The organism is Burkholderia sp. SCN-KJ, from assembly GCF_024656005.1.
Lineage (GTDB): Bacteria > Pseudomonadota > Gammaproteobacteria > Burkholderiales > Burkholderiaceae > Burkholderia.
Map to the genome: position 1 here is coordinate 1 of NZ_JANKOG010000054.1, position 16,968 is coordinate 16,968.

The 16,968-nt window shown below is 53.9% G+C and carries 9 protein-coding genes; 6 read left to right on the forward strand and 3 right to left on the reverse strand.

Annotation, left to right across the window (positions count from 1 at the left end; all coding sequences use genetic code 11):
• Positions 1–135: 135 nt before the first annotated feature.
• The gene (locus NQV17_RS36910) at positions 136–2,046 is read right to left on the reverse strand and encodes an FUSC family protein (RefSeq protein ID WP_257776025.1); all 1,911 of its coding nucleotides are present in this window, start codon (positions 2,044–2,046) and stop codon (positions 136–138) included.
• A 994-nt stretch (positions 2,047–3,040) separates the two neighbouring features.
• Between NQV17_RS36910 and NQV17_RS36915 the strand changes: the two genes are divergently transcribed.
• Positions 3,041–4,201, forward strand: coding sequence for a porin (locus tag NQV17_RS36915; RefSeq protein WP_124665425.1), 1,161 nt, complete (start codon positions 3,041–3,043; stop codon positions 4,199–4,201).
• 101 nt (positions 4,202–4,302) lie between these two features.
• Entirely contained in the window at positions 4,303–5,616 is a 1,314-nt protein-coding gene (locus NQV17_RS36920) for an MFS transporter (protein ID WP_257776026.1), read from the forward strand.
• A 199-nt stretch (positions 5,617–5,815) separates the two neighbouring features.
• Here NQV17_RS36920 and NQV17_RS36925 read toward each other — a convergent pair whose 3' ends face one another.
• Positions 5,816–6,340: a gamma carbonic anhydrase family protein gene (locus NQV17_RS36925; protein ID WP_257776027.1), complete on the reverse strand. Its 525-nt coding sequence runs from the start codon at positions 6,338–6,340 to the stop codon at positions 5,816–5,818.
• Between the two features lie 2,046 nt (positions 6,341–8,386).
• On the opposite strand from NQV17_RS36925, the gene NQV17_RS36935 reads away from it, so the two are divergent.
• The 4 genes from NQV17_RS36935 (at position 8,387) to NQV17_RS36950 (ending at position 15,530) form a co-directional block, all read left to right on the forward strand.
• Positions 8,387–9,769: a DUF1329 domain-containing protein gene (locus NQV17_RS36935; protein WP_257776028.1), complete on the forward strand. Its 1,383-nt coding sequence runs from the start codon at positions 8,387–8,389 to the stop codon at positions 9,767–9,769.
• Between the two features lie 540 nt (positions 9,770–10,309).
• Positions 10,310–12,100: a DUF1302 domain-containing protein gene (locus NQV17_RS36940; protein ID WP_257776031.1), complete on the forward strand. Its 1,791-nt coding sequence runs from the start codon at positions 10,310–10,312 to the stop codon at positions 12,098–12,100.
• A 59-nt stretch (positions 12,101–12,159) separates the two neighbouring features.
• Positions 12,160–14,520: an RND family transporter gene (locus NQV17_RS36945; protein WP_374692801.1), complete on the forward strand. Its 2,361-nt coding sequence runs from the start codon at positions 12,160–12,162 to the stop codon at positions 14,518–14,520.
• Between the two features lie 14 nt (positions 14,521–14,534).
• Complete coding sequence (locus NQV17_RS36950; protein ID WP_257776029.1) at positions 14,535–15,530, forward strand: YCF48-related protein; 996 nt, start codon at positions 14,535–14,537, stop codon at positions 15,528–15,530.
• A 153-nt stretch (positions 15,531–15,683) separates the two neighbouring features.
• On the opposite strand, the gene NQV17_RS36955 is transcribed toward NQV17_RS36950, so the two are convergent.
• Positions 15,684–16,968, reverse strand: a 1,285-nt coding sequence (locus tag NQV17_RS36955) for an IS66 family transposase (protein WP_257776030.1), incomplete at its 5' end; no start/stop codon positions are given.

Below are 16,968 nucleotides of genomic sequence, written 5' to 3' on the forward strand. Positions count from 1 at the left end.
GCCCCAAATAGCCTTTTTGAAACCGTCTCTTACGTAGTTCAAATGGACCGACTGGGTGCAACCAGCCGATCGCCGGGTGTCTTCTGACACGGTCGCTGCACTCCAATCCCATGCTGCTATGGGCCGACGAGGTCGTCAGGATTGCCGGTGGTTTGCCGCCCAGTATCGATTGAGTGCGGCCGCGACTCTGGCTGTTGCGTCTTCATTTGTGTCGCGGTACGGAAGTGGCTGGCCCCAGCCGTCTCGTAGTACATATGTTCCATCCACGATACCCTTTAGCATGGATGCCAGCGATCGAAAATGAGTCGGGGTTTCTGCTGGTTTCGACGAATCCAAATCCAGATCGTGAAGCGCAATCTTGAGCCATGAGCAACAGTCCTCAAGGCAGATCCATCGCTCGTAGGTGGTCCGCCTACCAATAAGGCCTTCTAAGGTGATTACCGGTCGCAGTGCTAGCTCTGCCTCGATTAATTTTTGATCAAGGACGCGAAATTGTTGGTACGTGTTGGAAAGGCTCTCTTTGGAGTCGTTGGCGAGTGTGTCTACGGCTTCTATCAATGCAATGAGGACGCCACGCTCGGTTAACGATGCCTCGCTTACTGTCTTAGTCGGAAATAACGCTATCGAAACAAATATCGCGGCCAAGACGCCAATCCCAGTTTCTTCGAGACGCGTGAGAAGGATTTGAGTCTCAGAGAATCCGAGCGAGGCGTACAACAAACCGACGAAAATCGTTGCAAACAACACTCCGATTCCGTAGTTGGCAGGGATGTAGAAGTGCAGCGCAAAAATAACGACAAACATTGCTGCACATGTGAGCATCAAATTTCCACCGATGATCCAGCCCGCCACCAATCCTATTACCAAACCCGCGACGGTGCCGACGAGTCGAAGAAAGCTCCTATGAAGAGTTGCGGTATTAGAGCGAGCAAGGACGGCATTTGCTGTAACCACCGCCCAGTACCATCGACCAGGAACAAGGAATTCTGCCAGTAACAGTGCCGCCGTGACGGCTGATGTGATTTGAATCGCGGGTCGCCACGCGAGTGATTTTATAGAAATTGGTTTCTTGGCAGTAAGAGCGGTTGGGCGAATCTCAATCTTCTCGGCAATAATACGCAGCGTTGATATGGATTCGTCGAGCAGGGCGATGCGTGCGGACATCCTACCGCGTAGCCACTCGGCCGAACCGTTGTCATGTATCGCGGAGTTGCACGTTGGCGGTAGGATTTGCGCTTCTGGATTAGCCAAATAGCAGCAGGCAGCATGGGCCCGAGTCAAAGCATGAAAGAGAGAATCTGACTGAGGAGAGCGATGACCGCGCAGTTCGTTTTCGATCACCGCTATCGACCGACTCATTCGGCCGCATGCCCTCTGATTGGCCTTCTTGCGAACATCGACTCGTGATGAGCCGTTGAGTGCGCTGTGACGTATGAGATTCGAATTCCACTGAAAGTCGAGCAGAGCGCTTTGCAATATACGAATGGGTGAGTGAGGGAAAAAAAGAATGCAAATAGCTAACGTTGACATTGCACCAATTGCGACCGATGCGATTTGAAACGGAATTGCCGTAATCGGCGGGCTCAAATAGAGTTCAACGCAAGTTGCGACGAACCAGATCACTGTTATGCCTAAAGCGCGTCGCATACAATCTTGGAGTAAAATTCCAATAAATATCCCGGCGCAAAGATATATGGCGCCAAACGATAATTGGAAATTACTAAGAAGGGGAGATATGATTAGGGTTGCAGAAATTATCGCGCTTGATGCGAGTAGCATTTCGATTTGCCCGAGAAATGTATTCTCGCGCGCAAGAAGTACCCACAGAAATGAAATTAAGAACCCGGGTGCCGCAAGTGCTATTGGATGTTTGAACTGAATGGTGAACTGATAGAGGATAATGGCGGAAACTAACGAGGCACCCACTGCCCTCACCGCATTGAGCAGCCGAATCCGGCCCGGATCATGTCCTACCTCCGCAGCAAGAGCGCCGGCGACGCCGTTGAAACTCCAGAACCGCACGACTAACGAAGACAGGGTCAACATTTGATTTGGTAAAGATTAGGGTAGCTACCTAGTCTACGCGATTCAAAATACGCGTGGTTGCATCCACGATGCCGGTGTGCGATATGTGAATTTGGGTGACCAAGAGGCTTCCTTGTCGACTGCCGGATCCTGTCTGGGGCCTTTTGGTTTCCTACGTGCCGAGCGAATCGTCTGCTGAAAAGGCAGTGTGCTGCGTGAAATCGTAAGATCGCACAGGGTCAAGATGGCGCCATCACGTGGTGTGACAAATACGCAGTCCAAGTGTAGATGTGTCCGCGCTCGATCGGTGCGTGGTTGCGGCGCTCTACTTGGTCGTCCGTAAGGTTGTCGTAGGCCGCCGGACTGCTTTCCCAAGACAAAGAGTAGGGGAGTTAGTGTGGTGCGCTTGAGCGCGCTGTTGCGGTATCGTAGGCGCCGCTCAAGCGACATATGGGACTGACTTCCCATGGCAGTGCGGCTTGCGGTAGTCAAAGCCGGTTGGAAAACATGATTTGCTCTGCTTCGATGCCAATTCCGCCGCCCGCCTACGATAGGGTGACGGCCGCTGGATAAACTGAGGCAGGGCAAAGTCGAAAGCTTGCTGCTAATGGGTAATCATAGGGCGTTCACCGCTCCGTCTGAGCGGTCTCGGTCACGAGACTTCATGGCTTACGTGGCGGGAACTCGGGCAGGTGGTGGGCGTTCTCCGCGCTGATGAGCTGGAACGGTACAAGTCCGTGTTTAGATGAGCTTCCCCGGATCGGATGTGCGCGCACATGTAGGCATACCCATTAGTCTAAAAATAGACTTGACGGACAAATTTACGTCATATAAGTTCTGACCTCGTGACAACATCTCCGGATCGGAAACTCGTGTAGCCGTTCGCCGTCTCTCCATTCCTAACCATCTCGGGATGGTGTCAGAAACGATTCTTGGCGGAAATAGCGGTGAGGGAGCTCACGGTCGACAAATGATATTTTGAATATCTCGGCGGTCAAGTAAATTCGGTATGCGAATGAAAAATAAAATTACTATGGTGTTGACGGTGTCGCTTGTATTTTTCTCCATTGGAGGTGCGAGTGCGCAGAGCTCGGTAACACTATATGGTTTGATAGATAACGGTATCGATTTTGTAAATAATTCGGATGGCAAGAATATTTATGCTATGCGCGATGGAACCTACACTGGGGTTTACGGAAGTCGTTGGGGATTGTTGGGGCGCGAGGATATTGGGAGTGGTTTCGCGACGATTTTTCGTATCGAGAGTGGTTTCAATCTTCCCGGTGGCGTGACGGCTCAAGGTGGGCGTGAATTTGGCAGGCAGGCATATGTGGGATTGGCATCGGACCGGTTCGGGGCCGTCACATTCGGTAGGCAATATGATTCAGTCGTGGACTTCATGCAGTTCGCGTCAACGACGTCTGAGCTCGGAACGTATGCGGCGCATGCAACGGACGTCGATAATATTGTCAATTCCTTCCGGATCGATAATGCAGTGAAATACACGAGCCCTGTACTTGCTGGGCTTCGCGTCGGCATGCTGATGAATTTCAGCAATTCGACGGGCGCTGGTCCGCGGCGTACTATTCCGGTTTTGAGTATCGGCACGGATTATTTTGCAGGTGGCCTCCGGGTTGCCATATCTTACCTCTACGCAAATAGACCAGCTCAGTCTTTCACGACCGGTGACGGTCACTTCTTAGCCAATACGAGCGGCTCGTCAATTGGCGCGAATGGACCTTGGAGCTATATCGGGAACCCAGATCACATGAGCATTCTCGCGGCGGGTGGCACCTATGCGTTTAATAGTGTCACCATCGGTGGAATCTATACCCGAACGCGATTCTCAGAGGCAAACGGTACCGCGAGTGATGTCTCTTACGATAACTACGATGTGTCGGTCCGCTACCAAATGACACCGGCACTGCGTTTGATTGGCGGATATCTATACACTGTCGGACACATCGATTACTTGCAGGAGACGTTGAAATATCATCGCTTTATCGCGGGCGCGAGATACGCACTTTCTAAGCGAACGGAGGTATATGGCCTGATTGCGTTGCAGCAAGCAGCTGGCGATGCGCGATACGCGGATCTCTATCAGGGTACGGCAGCACTGATGTCTACGACGAATCGTCAGATTGGGGCTCGAGTCGCTATCGTCCATCGATTCTGACGTTCGAAGTTGGCCGGAGAGCGGCAGGAAAATGCGTTCGTCCGGCCTCGCGGAAGCTGACTCTCGACCAGTCAACCTTTGATTAATGTAGGGAAGAAACCATGCCGATTACGCGCGACTCCGATCTTGTCGGGGCCCGGGAAACTCGGGCCAACGCAATGCGCCAAGCATTTTCAGTGGGGCGATTGCGCTGGGCCATGCTTGCTCTGGTATTTGCTGCGACAGCGCTCAACTACATTGATCGTGCGGCACTTGGAATACTGCAACCAATCTTGAGCGTCTCTCTAGGTTGGTCGACAATGGATTATGCCAATATCAATTTCTGGTTCCAGGCCGGTTATGCAGTTGGATATTTCGTACAGGGCACTTTGATAGATCGATTTGGCGTGAAGCGAGTATTTTTCATTGCCGTCTTTTTATGGAGCATCGCGACCGGATTGCACGCGTTGAGCACGTCGGTAGCTGGTTTCATGATTTGCCGACTAGTTCTGGGCCTGACTGAGGGTGCAAACTATCCGTCAGGTGTTAAGATTGTCCGGCTTTGGTTTCCTGCAACGGAACGAGGAATCGCAACGGGACTGTTCAATGCCGGCACCCATGTCGGTGCCATCATCACACCGATTCTACTTCCGCTGATATTGCTTGCGCTTGGGTGGCAGGCGGTATTCGTGGCGATTGGTCTGTTGGGAGTGGTATGGGCCGTAATTTGGGCACGAAACTACTACGATCCGCAAAAGCATCCGAAGATCAGTCAATTGGAACTGGAGCACGTAAGGAGCGATACCGAATCGCCGATGGTTCGCGTCCCGGTGCATCGGATTCTTGCAATGCGAGGAACATGGGCGTTCGCAATCGCATTTACGCTGACGGCGCCGGTGTTCTGGTTCTATCTGTACTGGTTGCCCCCCTATCTTCATCAGCGTTACTCATTGGGTATCAGCGTAAATCAGATTGGGTTGCCCTTGATCGCCATCTACCTTGCGGCTGACGCTGGTAGCATCGGTGGGGGAATCCTCTCGTCGTTCCTGATCGGCCGTGGCATGCAACCTGTTCATGCGCGTCTTAGTGCCATGTTTCTGTGTGCACTCGCCGTCATTAGTGTTGTCGCGGCCGACTCAAGTCATTTATGGACAGCAGTTTTGGCTATTGCACTTGGCATTGCAGCAGGCCAAGCGTGGATCTCTAATATCTACAGTATCGTGATGGACTTCACGCCCCGGAATATTGTCGGAACGGTATTTGGTTTCGGCGGGATGTGTGCAGCTGTTGGTGGTATGTTCATGACGCAGATTGTTGGCTATATGCTCACGATCACGCACAACAATTATAAGATGCTGTTTATGTCGATTCCAGTTCTCTATGCTGTAGCACTGGTATGGCTGCTGCTGATGGCGCCAAAACGAGCGATTACCTAAGAGCTGTTGGGGGGCTGCGACGGTGTCCGCTCGACACCCGGAGGGGCGCACGTTATGCGTTCCCTCCGTTGTGTTGTTTGTAACTCGAACTGGGTTTAATCGCTGACAGCCTTCTGAGTAAACTGTCCGTATCCGCTGATATGATCCGGGTCGATTTTGGCCACTCCGGTAGTTGCTATTGTGAGGACCGGAGTCCATACTATCCGATTCGAACGAGGCTGCGTTTGTATTGCCCCCGTCGGTTGACATAATGAACGGCTCCTCTCTCGAGGTCCTGAATTTCACGGTCATCGAGAAGTCGCACAACCTTAGCGGGAGATCCGAGGATTAGCGAACGTTCGGGAAAGATCTTTCCTTCCGTGACGACCGCTCCCGCTCCAACGATACTGTGATTCCCGATTATGGCGCCGTTCATGATTACGGCCTGCATACCGATCAGAACGCATTTTTTGATCACGCAGCCATGCAGCATGGCCTGATGTCCAACTGTAACGTTTTCGGATATGAGGATAGGGTATCCGTCATCTGCGTGAAGCACTGCGTTCTCCTGGATGTTCGAACCTACGCCGACACGAATGCTCCCGTCATCGCCGCGAAGCGTCGCTCCAAACCAAATGCTGACATTCTCCTCGAGAACGACATCTCCGATGATCGACGCCGTCTCGGCGACAAACGCAGTCTCATGAATCTCGGGAATCTTGTCATCTAACTTGAATATCGGCATAGGAAATTCCTTTATAGATTTCTCTGGGGTAGTCGCCTGACGCACCTTGTGCCGGATCCTATTACGGTCCGTAAGAGATGCCACACACATCCGCCGGGCGATCTTGGGGGAAGAGATACATCAGTGAACGGATGGACGTTTTTTATGACTGATCGGTCAGTTTGCCCTATCCGCCCCAGAAGTCAATGTTGGGAAGCATCGTGGGAGAGGCGTAACTCGTTCGAAGTCGTGGAACCGATACCCGACGTCCAAGGCGGCTATGTCTTTTGTCAAGAGGTCGGGGCTAACTTGGATTGGTAAATGGAGTCGTCGCGCAGCATGTCGACCACACGTTGCGGCGGCGCCGTTCGAGCGTGAAGAGGGCGGGGTAGCGGAGTTCCGCATTGTCGGATCTTGCGCGAGCAATGAGCCCATGAGGTGGCTTGTCGGTAACTTCGATCGGGGGTGTGCGGTAGTCTTGACGCCGACGTCCGGAATGTCGATCAGGACTGGCCACAGAGGGGGCAAACTTCGACCCCTCAACCACGACGACGACAAGTTGCTAAGCCAAAGGGAGGTGTACCGATGGTAGCGGCCTGCGTGCGGAACACGATCGGGCTTGCTCGCTTAGTGCCGTGCCCACGCGCGGTGTGAGCTTGGGCGGGCGGTTCGCGCCGGTCCTCTCGCGAGTGGAGGTAAGCGCAGCGAGCGACGGTTAAATCGAGCAGCGCTTGGTGGTCGAAGAGTGATCAGTGAACGGGGTCGAGTGGTGGATGGATCGGAGTTGGCGGCCCGCGAATGCGGTTGCCGGTTCGTGTACGGCGAACTGCCAGGTCGTCATCGAAGCTGCAGAATAGGGTAGCCCCCGCAAGTTTCTCGTCGGCCGGTCGAATCGGGCGCAGGGTACGCGGAATCGAGCGTACCGCATCGGCGTGATCGCAGTGTCTCGGGCATCGGTCCTGGGGCTTCGCCCGCGTACAAAGCTGCGATGCGACGCACGGCAAGTTCGGGCAAATAGACGGCGACTGTGCCTTCGGATGGGCGACGGCTGCAGGGAGCGCACTGATGGTCCAGGACAGATCTACGACGAACAGCAATCGGACGCGAGTCTTGAGTGCGGAGGTGAGGGTGCGCGGATCGACCGCTTCGCTGGGTCGCGTTTTGTTGTAGAGACGCTTGCAGTTCCGATCGAGCGCACCGGTGTGATGCTGGCTTTTCCCTCCGTCGACGCCAAAGAAGACGTCGACAGTGTCATGCCCGGTTCACTGTTCGAAGCGGTATCTACTTCCGAGCGTGCTCGCTTTGAGGCCTGTGCCGGTGCCGCATTGACTTCCAGCGCGGCACCGTACGTCCGAGGAATAAGTGCTCATAGAAGCACATCATCGGGTAAGTAGTACTTCGATGACCGATCAGGATGAGGATGCCTGCGAGGACGTTGATCGACGTAGCCACAATTGGCTCCGTCCGTGCATCGCGCCGTCGAGCCTGTCTTTATCGTGCGGACGAAGGGGGGGCGCGAGTTTCGGACCGGATCAATCGGATGGCACTATTCCGACGTGCGCCGGCCGCATGCGGACGTACGAGCTGCGAAGAAGCTACACGGTGAATCAGTGTTTCCCCTACCGCGATGCGATTTGGCCGCGTGCCGAGTAAACGGGACTAGGGGAAGTACCGGCACCGCGCGAGTCCTTGCCCAGATTGGGTTTCGTCATTTTAGGTCTAGCTGTGGAAAAAAAAGCTTGTGCCAAAATATTCGTTGTCGTAGATTTTCGTAACAGAGGTGCTAGCGTCATAACTACTGTAGCGTCTACCTAGAAGCTAGGCCGGAGGCCAGCACTGGGACGATGGCCAGCCTAGGGCGATGCATCCAGAGGAAACACAGCCACGAACGTTGCGCTGTTTTTTTTGGGGTGTTTTTATACTTACCGGTCAGTCTAAAAGCATACGGGTCAGGATGTTTGCGGGATGGCAACTCTTGGCCGGTGTGTGAGGGCGGCAATGGTGGGCATCCAGAGTTGTCGTCGGCACCCGACGATACGTGCGAGTTCATAAAGAGGAGAGATGATCATGAAGATGAAAAAGTCGATGTTTGCGCTTACAGCGCTGGCGCTTTTTTCGGTCCATTCTTGGCCGGTCGCTGCGGCTGACGTTTCGAAGCTCGGTGATGAGCTGACTGCGACTGGGGCAGAGAAAGCGGGGAGCAAGGATGGTCAGATTCCGGCTTTTGAGGGACAGGCGAAGCCTGTGGGGAGCTGGACGTATGGCAAGCCCCGGAAGGACTATTGGAAATACAAGGACGAAAAGCCGCTCTTCGTGATCGACGCATCCAACGTCGATAAGTATGCAGACAAATTGACACCTGGTCAGATCGAGACACTCAAGCACGTTCCAGGGTATACGATGCCGGTCTACCCGACGCACCGCGATTGTGGTGTGCCCGAGGATGTCGCACAAAACACGAAGGATGGGGCGTCGAAGTCGGCGATTGGGAGCAACGGGTGGTCGTTGGAAGACGCGGTGCTGCCCGGCGTTCCGTTTCCTGTGCCTCAAAACGGGATTCAGGCTCTGTGGAACTTCTTGGTGCGATATCAGGGCGCGGGAACCATCTATCCTGACATCCTGACCTATCTCTCGCCTCGGACAGGTTCAACTCAGTCTATTGAATACCATTCAGAAGCTTTGGGATACTTCCCTTGGGGAGCCAAGGGGCAGCACAGCCCTAAGGAGTCTGGTGGACTCCAGGGCGGACAGTATTACGTTTATAGTAGTCCGGCCGCCCTTGCGGGGCAGGGAACGATGGCGCGAAACTACTTTAGTAAGGATGCCGACACATTCTACTATTTTACAGGCCAGCGACGCGTTCGACGCCTTCCCGCATACACCTATGACGCGCCAATGATCGGTTATGAGAATGAGTATACGATCGATTCAACGGGCGTCTTTAACGGCCTTCCTGATCGGTTTGACTGGAAGCTGGTTGGCAAGAAAGAGATCTATATCCCCTATAACGTCTTTGCGATGCAAAACGCGACGGCTAAGCTCAGCGACGTCACTGGACCTCATTTCGTGAATCCAGCGTTCCGTCGTTACGAACTGCACCGGGTTTGGGAGTTGGTTGGAACTGTCAAACAGGGCATGCGCCACTCGACGCCTAAGAAGGTCATCTACCTGGACGAAGACAGCTGGATCGCTGCGCTCGGAGATGACTACGACGCTCAAGGGAAGATCTGGAAAGCGAAGGAAAACTACATTACTCCGCAATGGGATCTTGGTGCGTGCAATCTTAATGCCTTCATTCAGAACGATCTGATCAATGGTCGATACATTCTTGATATGACGGTCATCGGTACAGGAAAAGATTTCAAGAATATTCAGGACGCGAAGTCTGACCGACGTCTGACCGATGGTTTTTTCACGGGTGAGAGCCTGCAGGCTGTCAGTTCGCAGTGAGGAAATAGCTAACACTCCCTGCTCGGAACGGCTGGTCTGCGTTCTGACAGGGAGGTGGTTGGTCGTTGTCAACGCACTCGATTGATATCGATCACGGTATCCCTACGAGATTCCAAAAAGACGGAATCGCGAAAACGAGTGGCTCACGGACGGCTGGGAACAAAAAAGAAACCAAAAAATAGAGGCGGATTGGTTATCTACACTCAAAGTGAGTGAGACAAAAAAATCTCGAGGGCCAAGGGATTTTGGATCGGGTTTATGTGTGGCTAATCTGTGAGACACGACAAATGTCTGCCTTAAGTGTGCGATGTGGCTGAATAGCCTAGGCGGACCGAAGAGTGCAGGCGGCGTTCATGCATAGGCCTGGGCAGACCAGAGCAGAGCGAAGTCACGCAGGGACATCAGTTGCGTAGAGATCGGAAATTTTCGAAGTCGAGTGACTGAGCGCTTGCGTACTTGATGCGGGTCGCTGTTCAGACAATTCGTCGGAAACCATCAGCAGGGGAGAGCAAAGTGAAGAGGAAAGTACTAAGTTTCGTTATGCCAACGGTATTCTCAGTTCTGGCAAGTGGTCAAGCATATGCGTACTCTTTCAGCACCGGATTCGGTGATCTGCAGGGGCAGTGGAACACGAACGTAACGGGTGGTCTGTCGGTTCGAACGAAGAATCCGAGCTGCTCGCTGACCGGTGACCCCAATACAGCTAATTGCGGACCTGGAGCGAATACCGCTCAATGGGCGAACGGCGACGATGGTGACCTCAACTACCGTAAGTACCAACCTACCAGCGCATACCTGAGCCTCACCTCCGAGCTGCTGCTGACGATGCCGTCCGAAGGATATAAATTCATGATCCGCGGCACTGGCATGTATGATTTTGCGGCGGCGCACACGCAACGAACAGAGTTGGCACCTAGCGCATATAACCAGCTCGTTCGCAACGTCCAATTGTTGGATCTTTGGGCACAGAAAGATTTTCATATCGGAGACGAGCGCGCGCATGTTCGCGTCGGTAACCAGGTTATCAACTGGGGTGAAAGCTATTTTGCATCTGGTGGCATCAATGCTACTAACGGTCTAGATATCCAGAAGCTACTTGTTCCGGGCACGCAGCTGAAGCAGGCGCTGTTGCCAGCTCCGATGATTAGCTTTGCAAGCAGTCTTCCTGCTGGTTTTTCAACAGAAGCCTATTATCAATGGCAATGGGTCGGTAACCGCTACCCGCCAGTGGGGGGCTTTTGGTCGGCATCGGATGTTTTTGGTCGTGGTTCGCAGCCGGCATCGATCAGTGGTAACAATTTCAACGTAGGTGGCCTTGATGGTGGCACCATTGCGGGCGGTCATGGCGTAGTGAGCAATGGTACGCTGAACTCAACCAATAACAACCTTGTTAATGGTGCGTATACTGGCCTCCCGACTAGCCCGATTGGGGTGCCTTTTAGTAACAATTTGCCCAGCAATCGTCCGCAGTACGGTGTGAAGATTGGTTACCGCCCGAGCTTCGTCGATGCAACATTTGCATTTTATTACGAGAACTACACAGATAAAACGCCCGTTCTGACTAATCTTGCTAACGGCAGCGCACAATTCTCGTATCTCCCGAATCGTCAATTGTTTGGGGTGAGTGCGAACTTCTCCGTTGGGGACTGGGCAATCGGCAGTGAGCTTTCCTATCGCCCACGTGAAGCAGTCGCACTCTCGGGATGCTATGGAGTTGGCGGTCCGGCCGACGTCAACACCAACGGCGTAGCGGGAACGTGCAACGCGTATACGGAAATGAAGAAATTTCAGTTCGATATCAACGCCCAGTTGAATCTTACGAAATCTTCCTATCCGTTCCTGAAGTACCTGGGCGCAGATATGGCCGTATTTACGGGCGAGTTTACTGCAATCCACTTTCCTGGTCTGAATACGGATTCGAAATTCTACGGCTCTGTCAACGGTACACCCACGTATCAGATCCCCGCTGCTGGGTACGGAACATGGTTGGCGAATTCCAACCTGGGGTACCCGATCGCGGCCCCCAAGGGTACTGCCCTATCAACGGGTATCACGCTCGATTTTAACTGGACTTATGACGGTACCGTAATTCCTGGCTGGCAAGTGACGCCGGGCGTGACTTTTTCTGCTGCGTTGTCGGGATACACGCCGACTCTCTCTGCGAACTACATGAGTGGGGCGAAGTCAGTGAACCTATATGTCTTGTTCAACCAAAATCCGGCGGTTTGGCAAGCCGGCCTGAACTATACGATGTACTTTGGCGGTAATGCTCTTTCTCAGCCGTACGCAGATCGCAATTTTGTCGGATTGTTCGTCACCAGAAACTGGTGAGCAATTGAAGGCTTGCGGCGGACCTTCAGTCATGAGGGTTCCGTCTTAGGAGAAAAAACGTGTTAGGTCGACGCATCAAACGTATCGAAGACTGGCTGTTTCGTAGTCGAGGGCCAGTCTTGGGGGTATTTGTAATTTTCACAGCCGTTATGGCTTTCTTTGCCGCGCAGTTGAGAATGGATGCCGGTTTTGAAAAGCAGATACCGGTCGGTCACGAATATGTGAAAACACTCAATCAGTATCGGGCGAACCTCTTCTCTGCGAACCGCCTTACTGTAGTGTTGCGCGTGCGTAATGGCACGATCTGGACGAAGGACGGACTGTCGAAGCTTGCCGCTTTGACTCAGGCGGTTGTATACCTTCCGAATGTTGATCGTCTCGGCGTGCAATCGTTGTGGACACCAAATAGCTTTGTTAACGAAATTACAGAGGAGGGTTTCCGATCTCAGCCGTTGATTCCCGGTACTATCACGCCCGATGGATTGAGCGCGGAAGTAATTTCGCAGATTCGACGCTCAACGGTCGAAGGGGGATTTGTTGGATCGCTGGTATCGCGTGATGGGAAGGCGGCGATGATCACCGCTGAGCTTAGTGAGCTCGGGGCGGATGGGAAAAAGCTGGATTATGTTGAATTCAATCATGTTCTCGAAAACTCCATTCGGAAGCCTTTCGAGAATTCCGGCTACGAAGTTCAGATAATTGGATTCGCGAAGCAGATTGGTGATATTGCCGACGGCGCGAAATCCGTATTGATGTTCTGCGTGATTGCGCTCTTTCTGACTGCGCTTGCGGTTTATTGGTACTGCCATTCGATTCGCTTCACAGTACTTCCGATCGTGTGCTCTCTAACGTCACTAGTATGGCAGTTTGGTTCGCTGAAGTTATTGGGATTTGGTCTTGACCCCTTGGGAGTGTTGGTTCCTTTCCTCGTCTTCGCCATTGGTGTGTCACATGGCGTTCAACAGATCAATTACATTACACGAGAGCTCGCGCACGGAAAATCGTCCATGCAAGCAGCGCGGACCAGTTTCACCGGTCTGCTCATTCCTGGCACGCTCGCACTTGTGACGGCGCTCGTGTCATTTGTCACACTGTTGCTTATCCCGATTCCCATGATTCGGGAGCTGGCGATTACCGCATCTCTTGGTGTCGGGTTCAAAATTTTGACTAACCTCGTAATGCTTCCGCTAACGGCATCGTATTTTCATTTCGATCAAAAGTATGCTGATTCGATGATGAAAAAGCGTGAGCAACGTTCGAATTGGCTGAGGGTGCTCTCCCGGGTTGCTGAGCCACGCAATGCAGTGTGTGTCTTGCTCCTCCTTGTGGGTGTCTTTTCGGCATCGGTGTGGGAAAGCCGGGATCGTGTGGTTGGAACGCTGCAACCAGGTGCTCCTGAGCTTCGGCCGGAATCGCGGTTCAATCGTGATGCGGTATCAATTGCCAGCAATTTCGATATGGGTCTTGACTGGCTGTCTGTCGTCGTTGAGGCGCCGCCGAACTCGTGTGAAAGCCCCGGGGTTGGTCAGTTTGATGACAAGCTGACCTATGCGCTACAGAATGTTCCAGGTGTCGTGTCCATCTCCTCCTATCCGGGAATGCTGCGCTCTTATAGCCAGGGGTACAACGAAGGCAATCCGAAAATGAACGTCGTACCGATTGATCCGGGCAACTACGCTAGCCTCAGTTCCGAGATCGGGCGGGTGCGAGGTTATGTGAACCAGGACTGCAGTATGACCGCGATACACCTATATCTATCCGATCACAAAGCAGCGACTATTAACCGAGTGATTGATGCGGTCAAGCAGTTCCGTGATGCTTACCCCACGCCAGGAGTACGCGTGCGCCTTGCTGCTGGCAATGCCGGTGTTCTCGCCGCAATCGACGATGAGGTTGCCGAGAGCGAGTTGCCAATGATGCTCTACGTCTATGCGGCAATCATCTTCCTCGTTTTCGTCGTGTATCGGGATCTGCGGGCGGTGGTTGCATGCTGCCTTCCCCTGACGGTTGGTACGTTTATTGGGTACTGGTTCATGAAGGAGTTTGAGATTGGGCTCACTGTTGCCACATTACCGGTAATGGTGCTGGCTGTGGGTATTGGTGTGGATTACGCTTTTTACATCTACAACCGACTTCAGGCCCACCTTGCGGAAGGGCAGAATATTGTTGATGCACTCGAGCACTCGATTCTAGAAGTCGGGATGGCCACAATATTTACAGCAATCACACTTGCAATTGGTGTAGCAACGTGGAGCTTCTCTAGCCTGAAGTTTCAGGCGGATATGGGCAAGCTGCTGGCCTTTATGTTTATCGTGAACTTGGTTATGGCAATGACGGCTTTGCCGGCTCTAGCGGTCATTCTTGAGCGCGTGTTTCCTCGTCGTAAGCCGGTCCGTGCGCCTGGCATTGTTGGTCATTGATTGGGAGGCGTGAAATGACGACTCGATTGAAAATGAGTAGGTGCGTCGCTGCGCTTCTTATCATTGCCGGTAGCGATGTTGCGTTTGCCGCGAAGGACGATCTGCCGCCAATCGCGGGAACGGCGGTGGTTCAAATTCACGCCGCTCAACCCAGTCCGGCTCTACGTGGGACTCAAGTCTTGGGTACAGCTAAGGCGTCAAGCAGAATCGTTGCTGTCGGCGACCACGGAATTGTTATGTTATCCGATGATAATGGAGGATCGTTTCGACAGGCTCGTTCGGTGCCCGTGGACACGACGCTTACAGCGGTTGCCTTCGTGGATCGCGACAACGGCTGGGCCGTCGGGCACGGTGGCGTTGTTATTCATACAAGCGACGGGGGGGAGCATTGGACACTGCAGCGTAAAGACCTTTCGGTCGATCAGCCTCTATGGGGGGTGTATTTCAAGGATCGCCAGAATGGTTGGGCTGTAGGTTTGTGGTCGTTAATGCTGCAAACGAAGGATGGCGGCGCAAGCTGGCAGATCGTAAAAGCTCCTGTCCCACCTGGGGCGAAGAAGGCCGACCGAAACTTCTTCTCGGTCTTTGGGGACGGCAAGGACGGAATCTATATTTCGTGTGAGCAAGGTCTTGTATTGCGCTCCGCCGATAGCGGTCAAACTTGGTCGTACGTCGAGACTGGATATCAGGGCTCTTTTTGGACGGGGCTTGCGTTACCGGATGGCACCTTGCTCGTAGGTGGGCTGCGGGGGAACGTCTATCGAAGCGATGATCACGGTGCCAACTGGACGCATTCTGCAACTGATTTTTCGAATTCGATAACTGGCTTCTCCGCTGGATCAAATGGAGTTGTTTTTGCCTCCGCACTTGATGGGGTTGTCCTTGAGAGCGGGGACGATGGCAGAACATTTCATGGTAAGCAGAGAGCCGGTCGTGAATCGCTCACAGCCGTGACAGTATCGGCTAGTGGAAAGACTGTCCTCTTCTCGCAATCGGGTGTTCTCAACTGATCAAGTTGGTCCGTTTAATGGCGAAAAGTCTACGCGAGCTAGGATCGCGTAGACTTTCTAGCAGTGATTTTTTTAGATCTTCAATCGTTGTGTTATTCGCCGAAGAAGCAGGTAGTCGGTAAGCGGCTAGCCAACGCGTCTTGACGAGCGAGTTTAGGCGGCGTTCGAGTGTGGCTGCCAGCGATGCGGCAGCAGCGCGTCGATGTCGCTGGCCTTGTGGGTCGGCAAGCGTGTCAGGACGTCCTTCAGATAGGCAAGTGGATCGAGCCCGTTCAGCTGCGCCGAGCGGATCAAGCTCATGATGGCGGCCGCGCGCTGACCAGCGCGCAACGACCCGGCGAACAGCCAGTTGGACCGTCCGACTGCCCAAGGACGGATCTGGTTTTCGACCCAGTTGTTGTCGATCGGCACGTTCCCGTCATCGAGATAGCGCGTGAGTGCTTCCCAACGTTTCAGGCTGTAGTCCAGCGCCTTCGCAATCGCCGTGCCTTCTGCAACGAGTTTGCGCTGCGTCACCAGCCATTCATGGAGTGCATCGCACACCGGTTTGGCCCGGCGCTGGCGAAGCCGCTGCCGTTCGTCGGCATTCATTTCCGCAGCCTCGCGCTCGATGTCATAGAGCGCGGTAAAGAACGGCAGGGTCTGCCCGGCAACCTGGCTGCTGTGATTGGCATGCAATTCAAAGAACTTGCGTCGGGCATGGGCCGCACAACCTATCTCGGTGATGCCGTGCTGGAACGAGGCCTTGTACCCACTGTAGTCATCGCACATCAGCTTGCCGTGCCAGTCCTTCAGGAACGTGCGAGCGTGCGCACCGGCGCGGCTCTCGGCGAAGTCGTAGACCACTGCGCGCAGTTCGCTGAACTGAGTCGGCGTATACGCCCAAAGGTACGCCCGGTGTGTCTTGCCCTTGCCAGGGTTGAGCATCTGCACGGGCGTCTCGTCCGCGTGCAGCACCCCCTGCTGCAAGATGATCTGGCGGAGTGCGTCGACCAACGGCTGCAACTGCACGCCACACCGGCCCACCCAGGCACCCAGCGTGGATCTCGGGATGGCCAGTCCCGCACGGCCAAAGATCTGTTCCTGGCGATACAGGGGCAAGTGGTCGCCGTACTTGGCGACCAGCACTTGCGCGAGCAACCCGGCAGTGGGCACGCCCTTGTCGATCACATGCGGCGGAACCGGCGCCTGGATCAGCGTCTCGCATGCCTTACACACCCACTTGCCGCGGATATGCCGCTCCACCGTGAACACGCCCGGCGTGTAGTCCAGCTTCTCGCTCACGTCCTCGCCGATGCGCATGCGTTCGCAACCGCACTGGCACGTCGTGCTATCTGGTTCGTGATGGATGTCGGTGCGCGGCAGTTGCGGCGGCAGCGGTGCGCGTTTCGGCTGCTCGCGTTGCCGTTCAACTCGTGTCGGCTCAAGCTGTTCAAGC

What these genes read in the sequence shown, in the direction of transcription:
- NQV17_RS36910 (WP_257776025.1), bottom strand. Translation starts at nt 2,046, where the DNA reads ATGTTGACCCTGTCTTCGTTAGTCGTGCGGTTCTGGAGTTTCAACGGC.
- NQV17_RS36915 (WP_124665425.1), top strand. Translation starts at nt 3,041, where the DNA reads ATGAAAAATAAAATTACTATGGTGTTGACGGTGTCGCTTGTATTTTTC.
- NQV17_RS36920 (WP_257776026.1), top strand. Translation starts at nt 4,303, where the DNA reads ATGCCGATTACGCGCGACTCCGATCTTGTCGGGGCCCGGGAAACTCGG.
- NQV17_RS36925 (WP_257776027.1), bottom strand. Translation starts at nt 6,340, where the DNA reads ATGCCGATATTCAAGTTAGATGACAAGATTCCCGAGATTCATGAGACT.
- NQV17_RS36935 (WP_257776028.1), top strand. Translation starts at nt 8,387, where the DNA reads ATGAAGATGAAAAAGTCGATGTTTGCGCTTACAGCGCTGGCGCTTTTT.
- NQV17_RS36940 (WP_257776031.1), top strand. Translation starts at nt 10,310, where the DNA reads ATGCCAACGGTATTCTCAGTTCTGGCAAGTGGTCAAGCATATGCGTAC.
- NQV17_RS36950 (WP_257776029.1), top strand. Translation starts at nt 14,535, where the DNA reads ATGACGACTCGATTGAAAATGAGTAGGTGCGTCGCTGCGCTTCTTATC.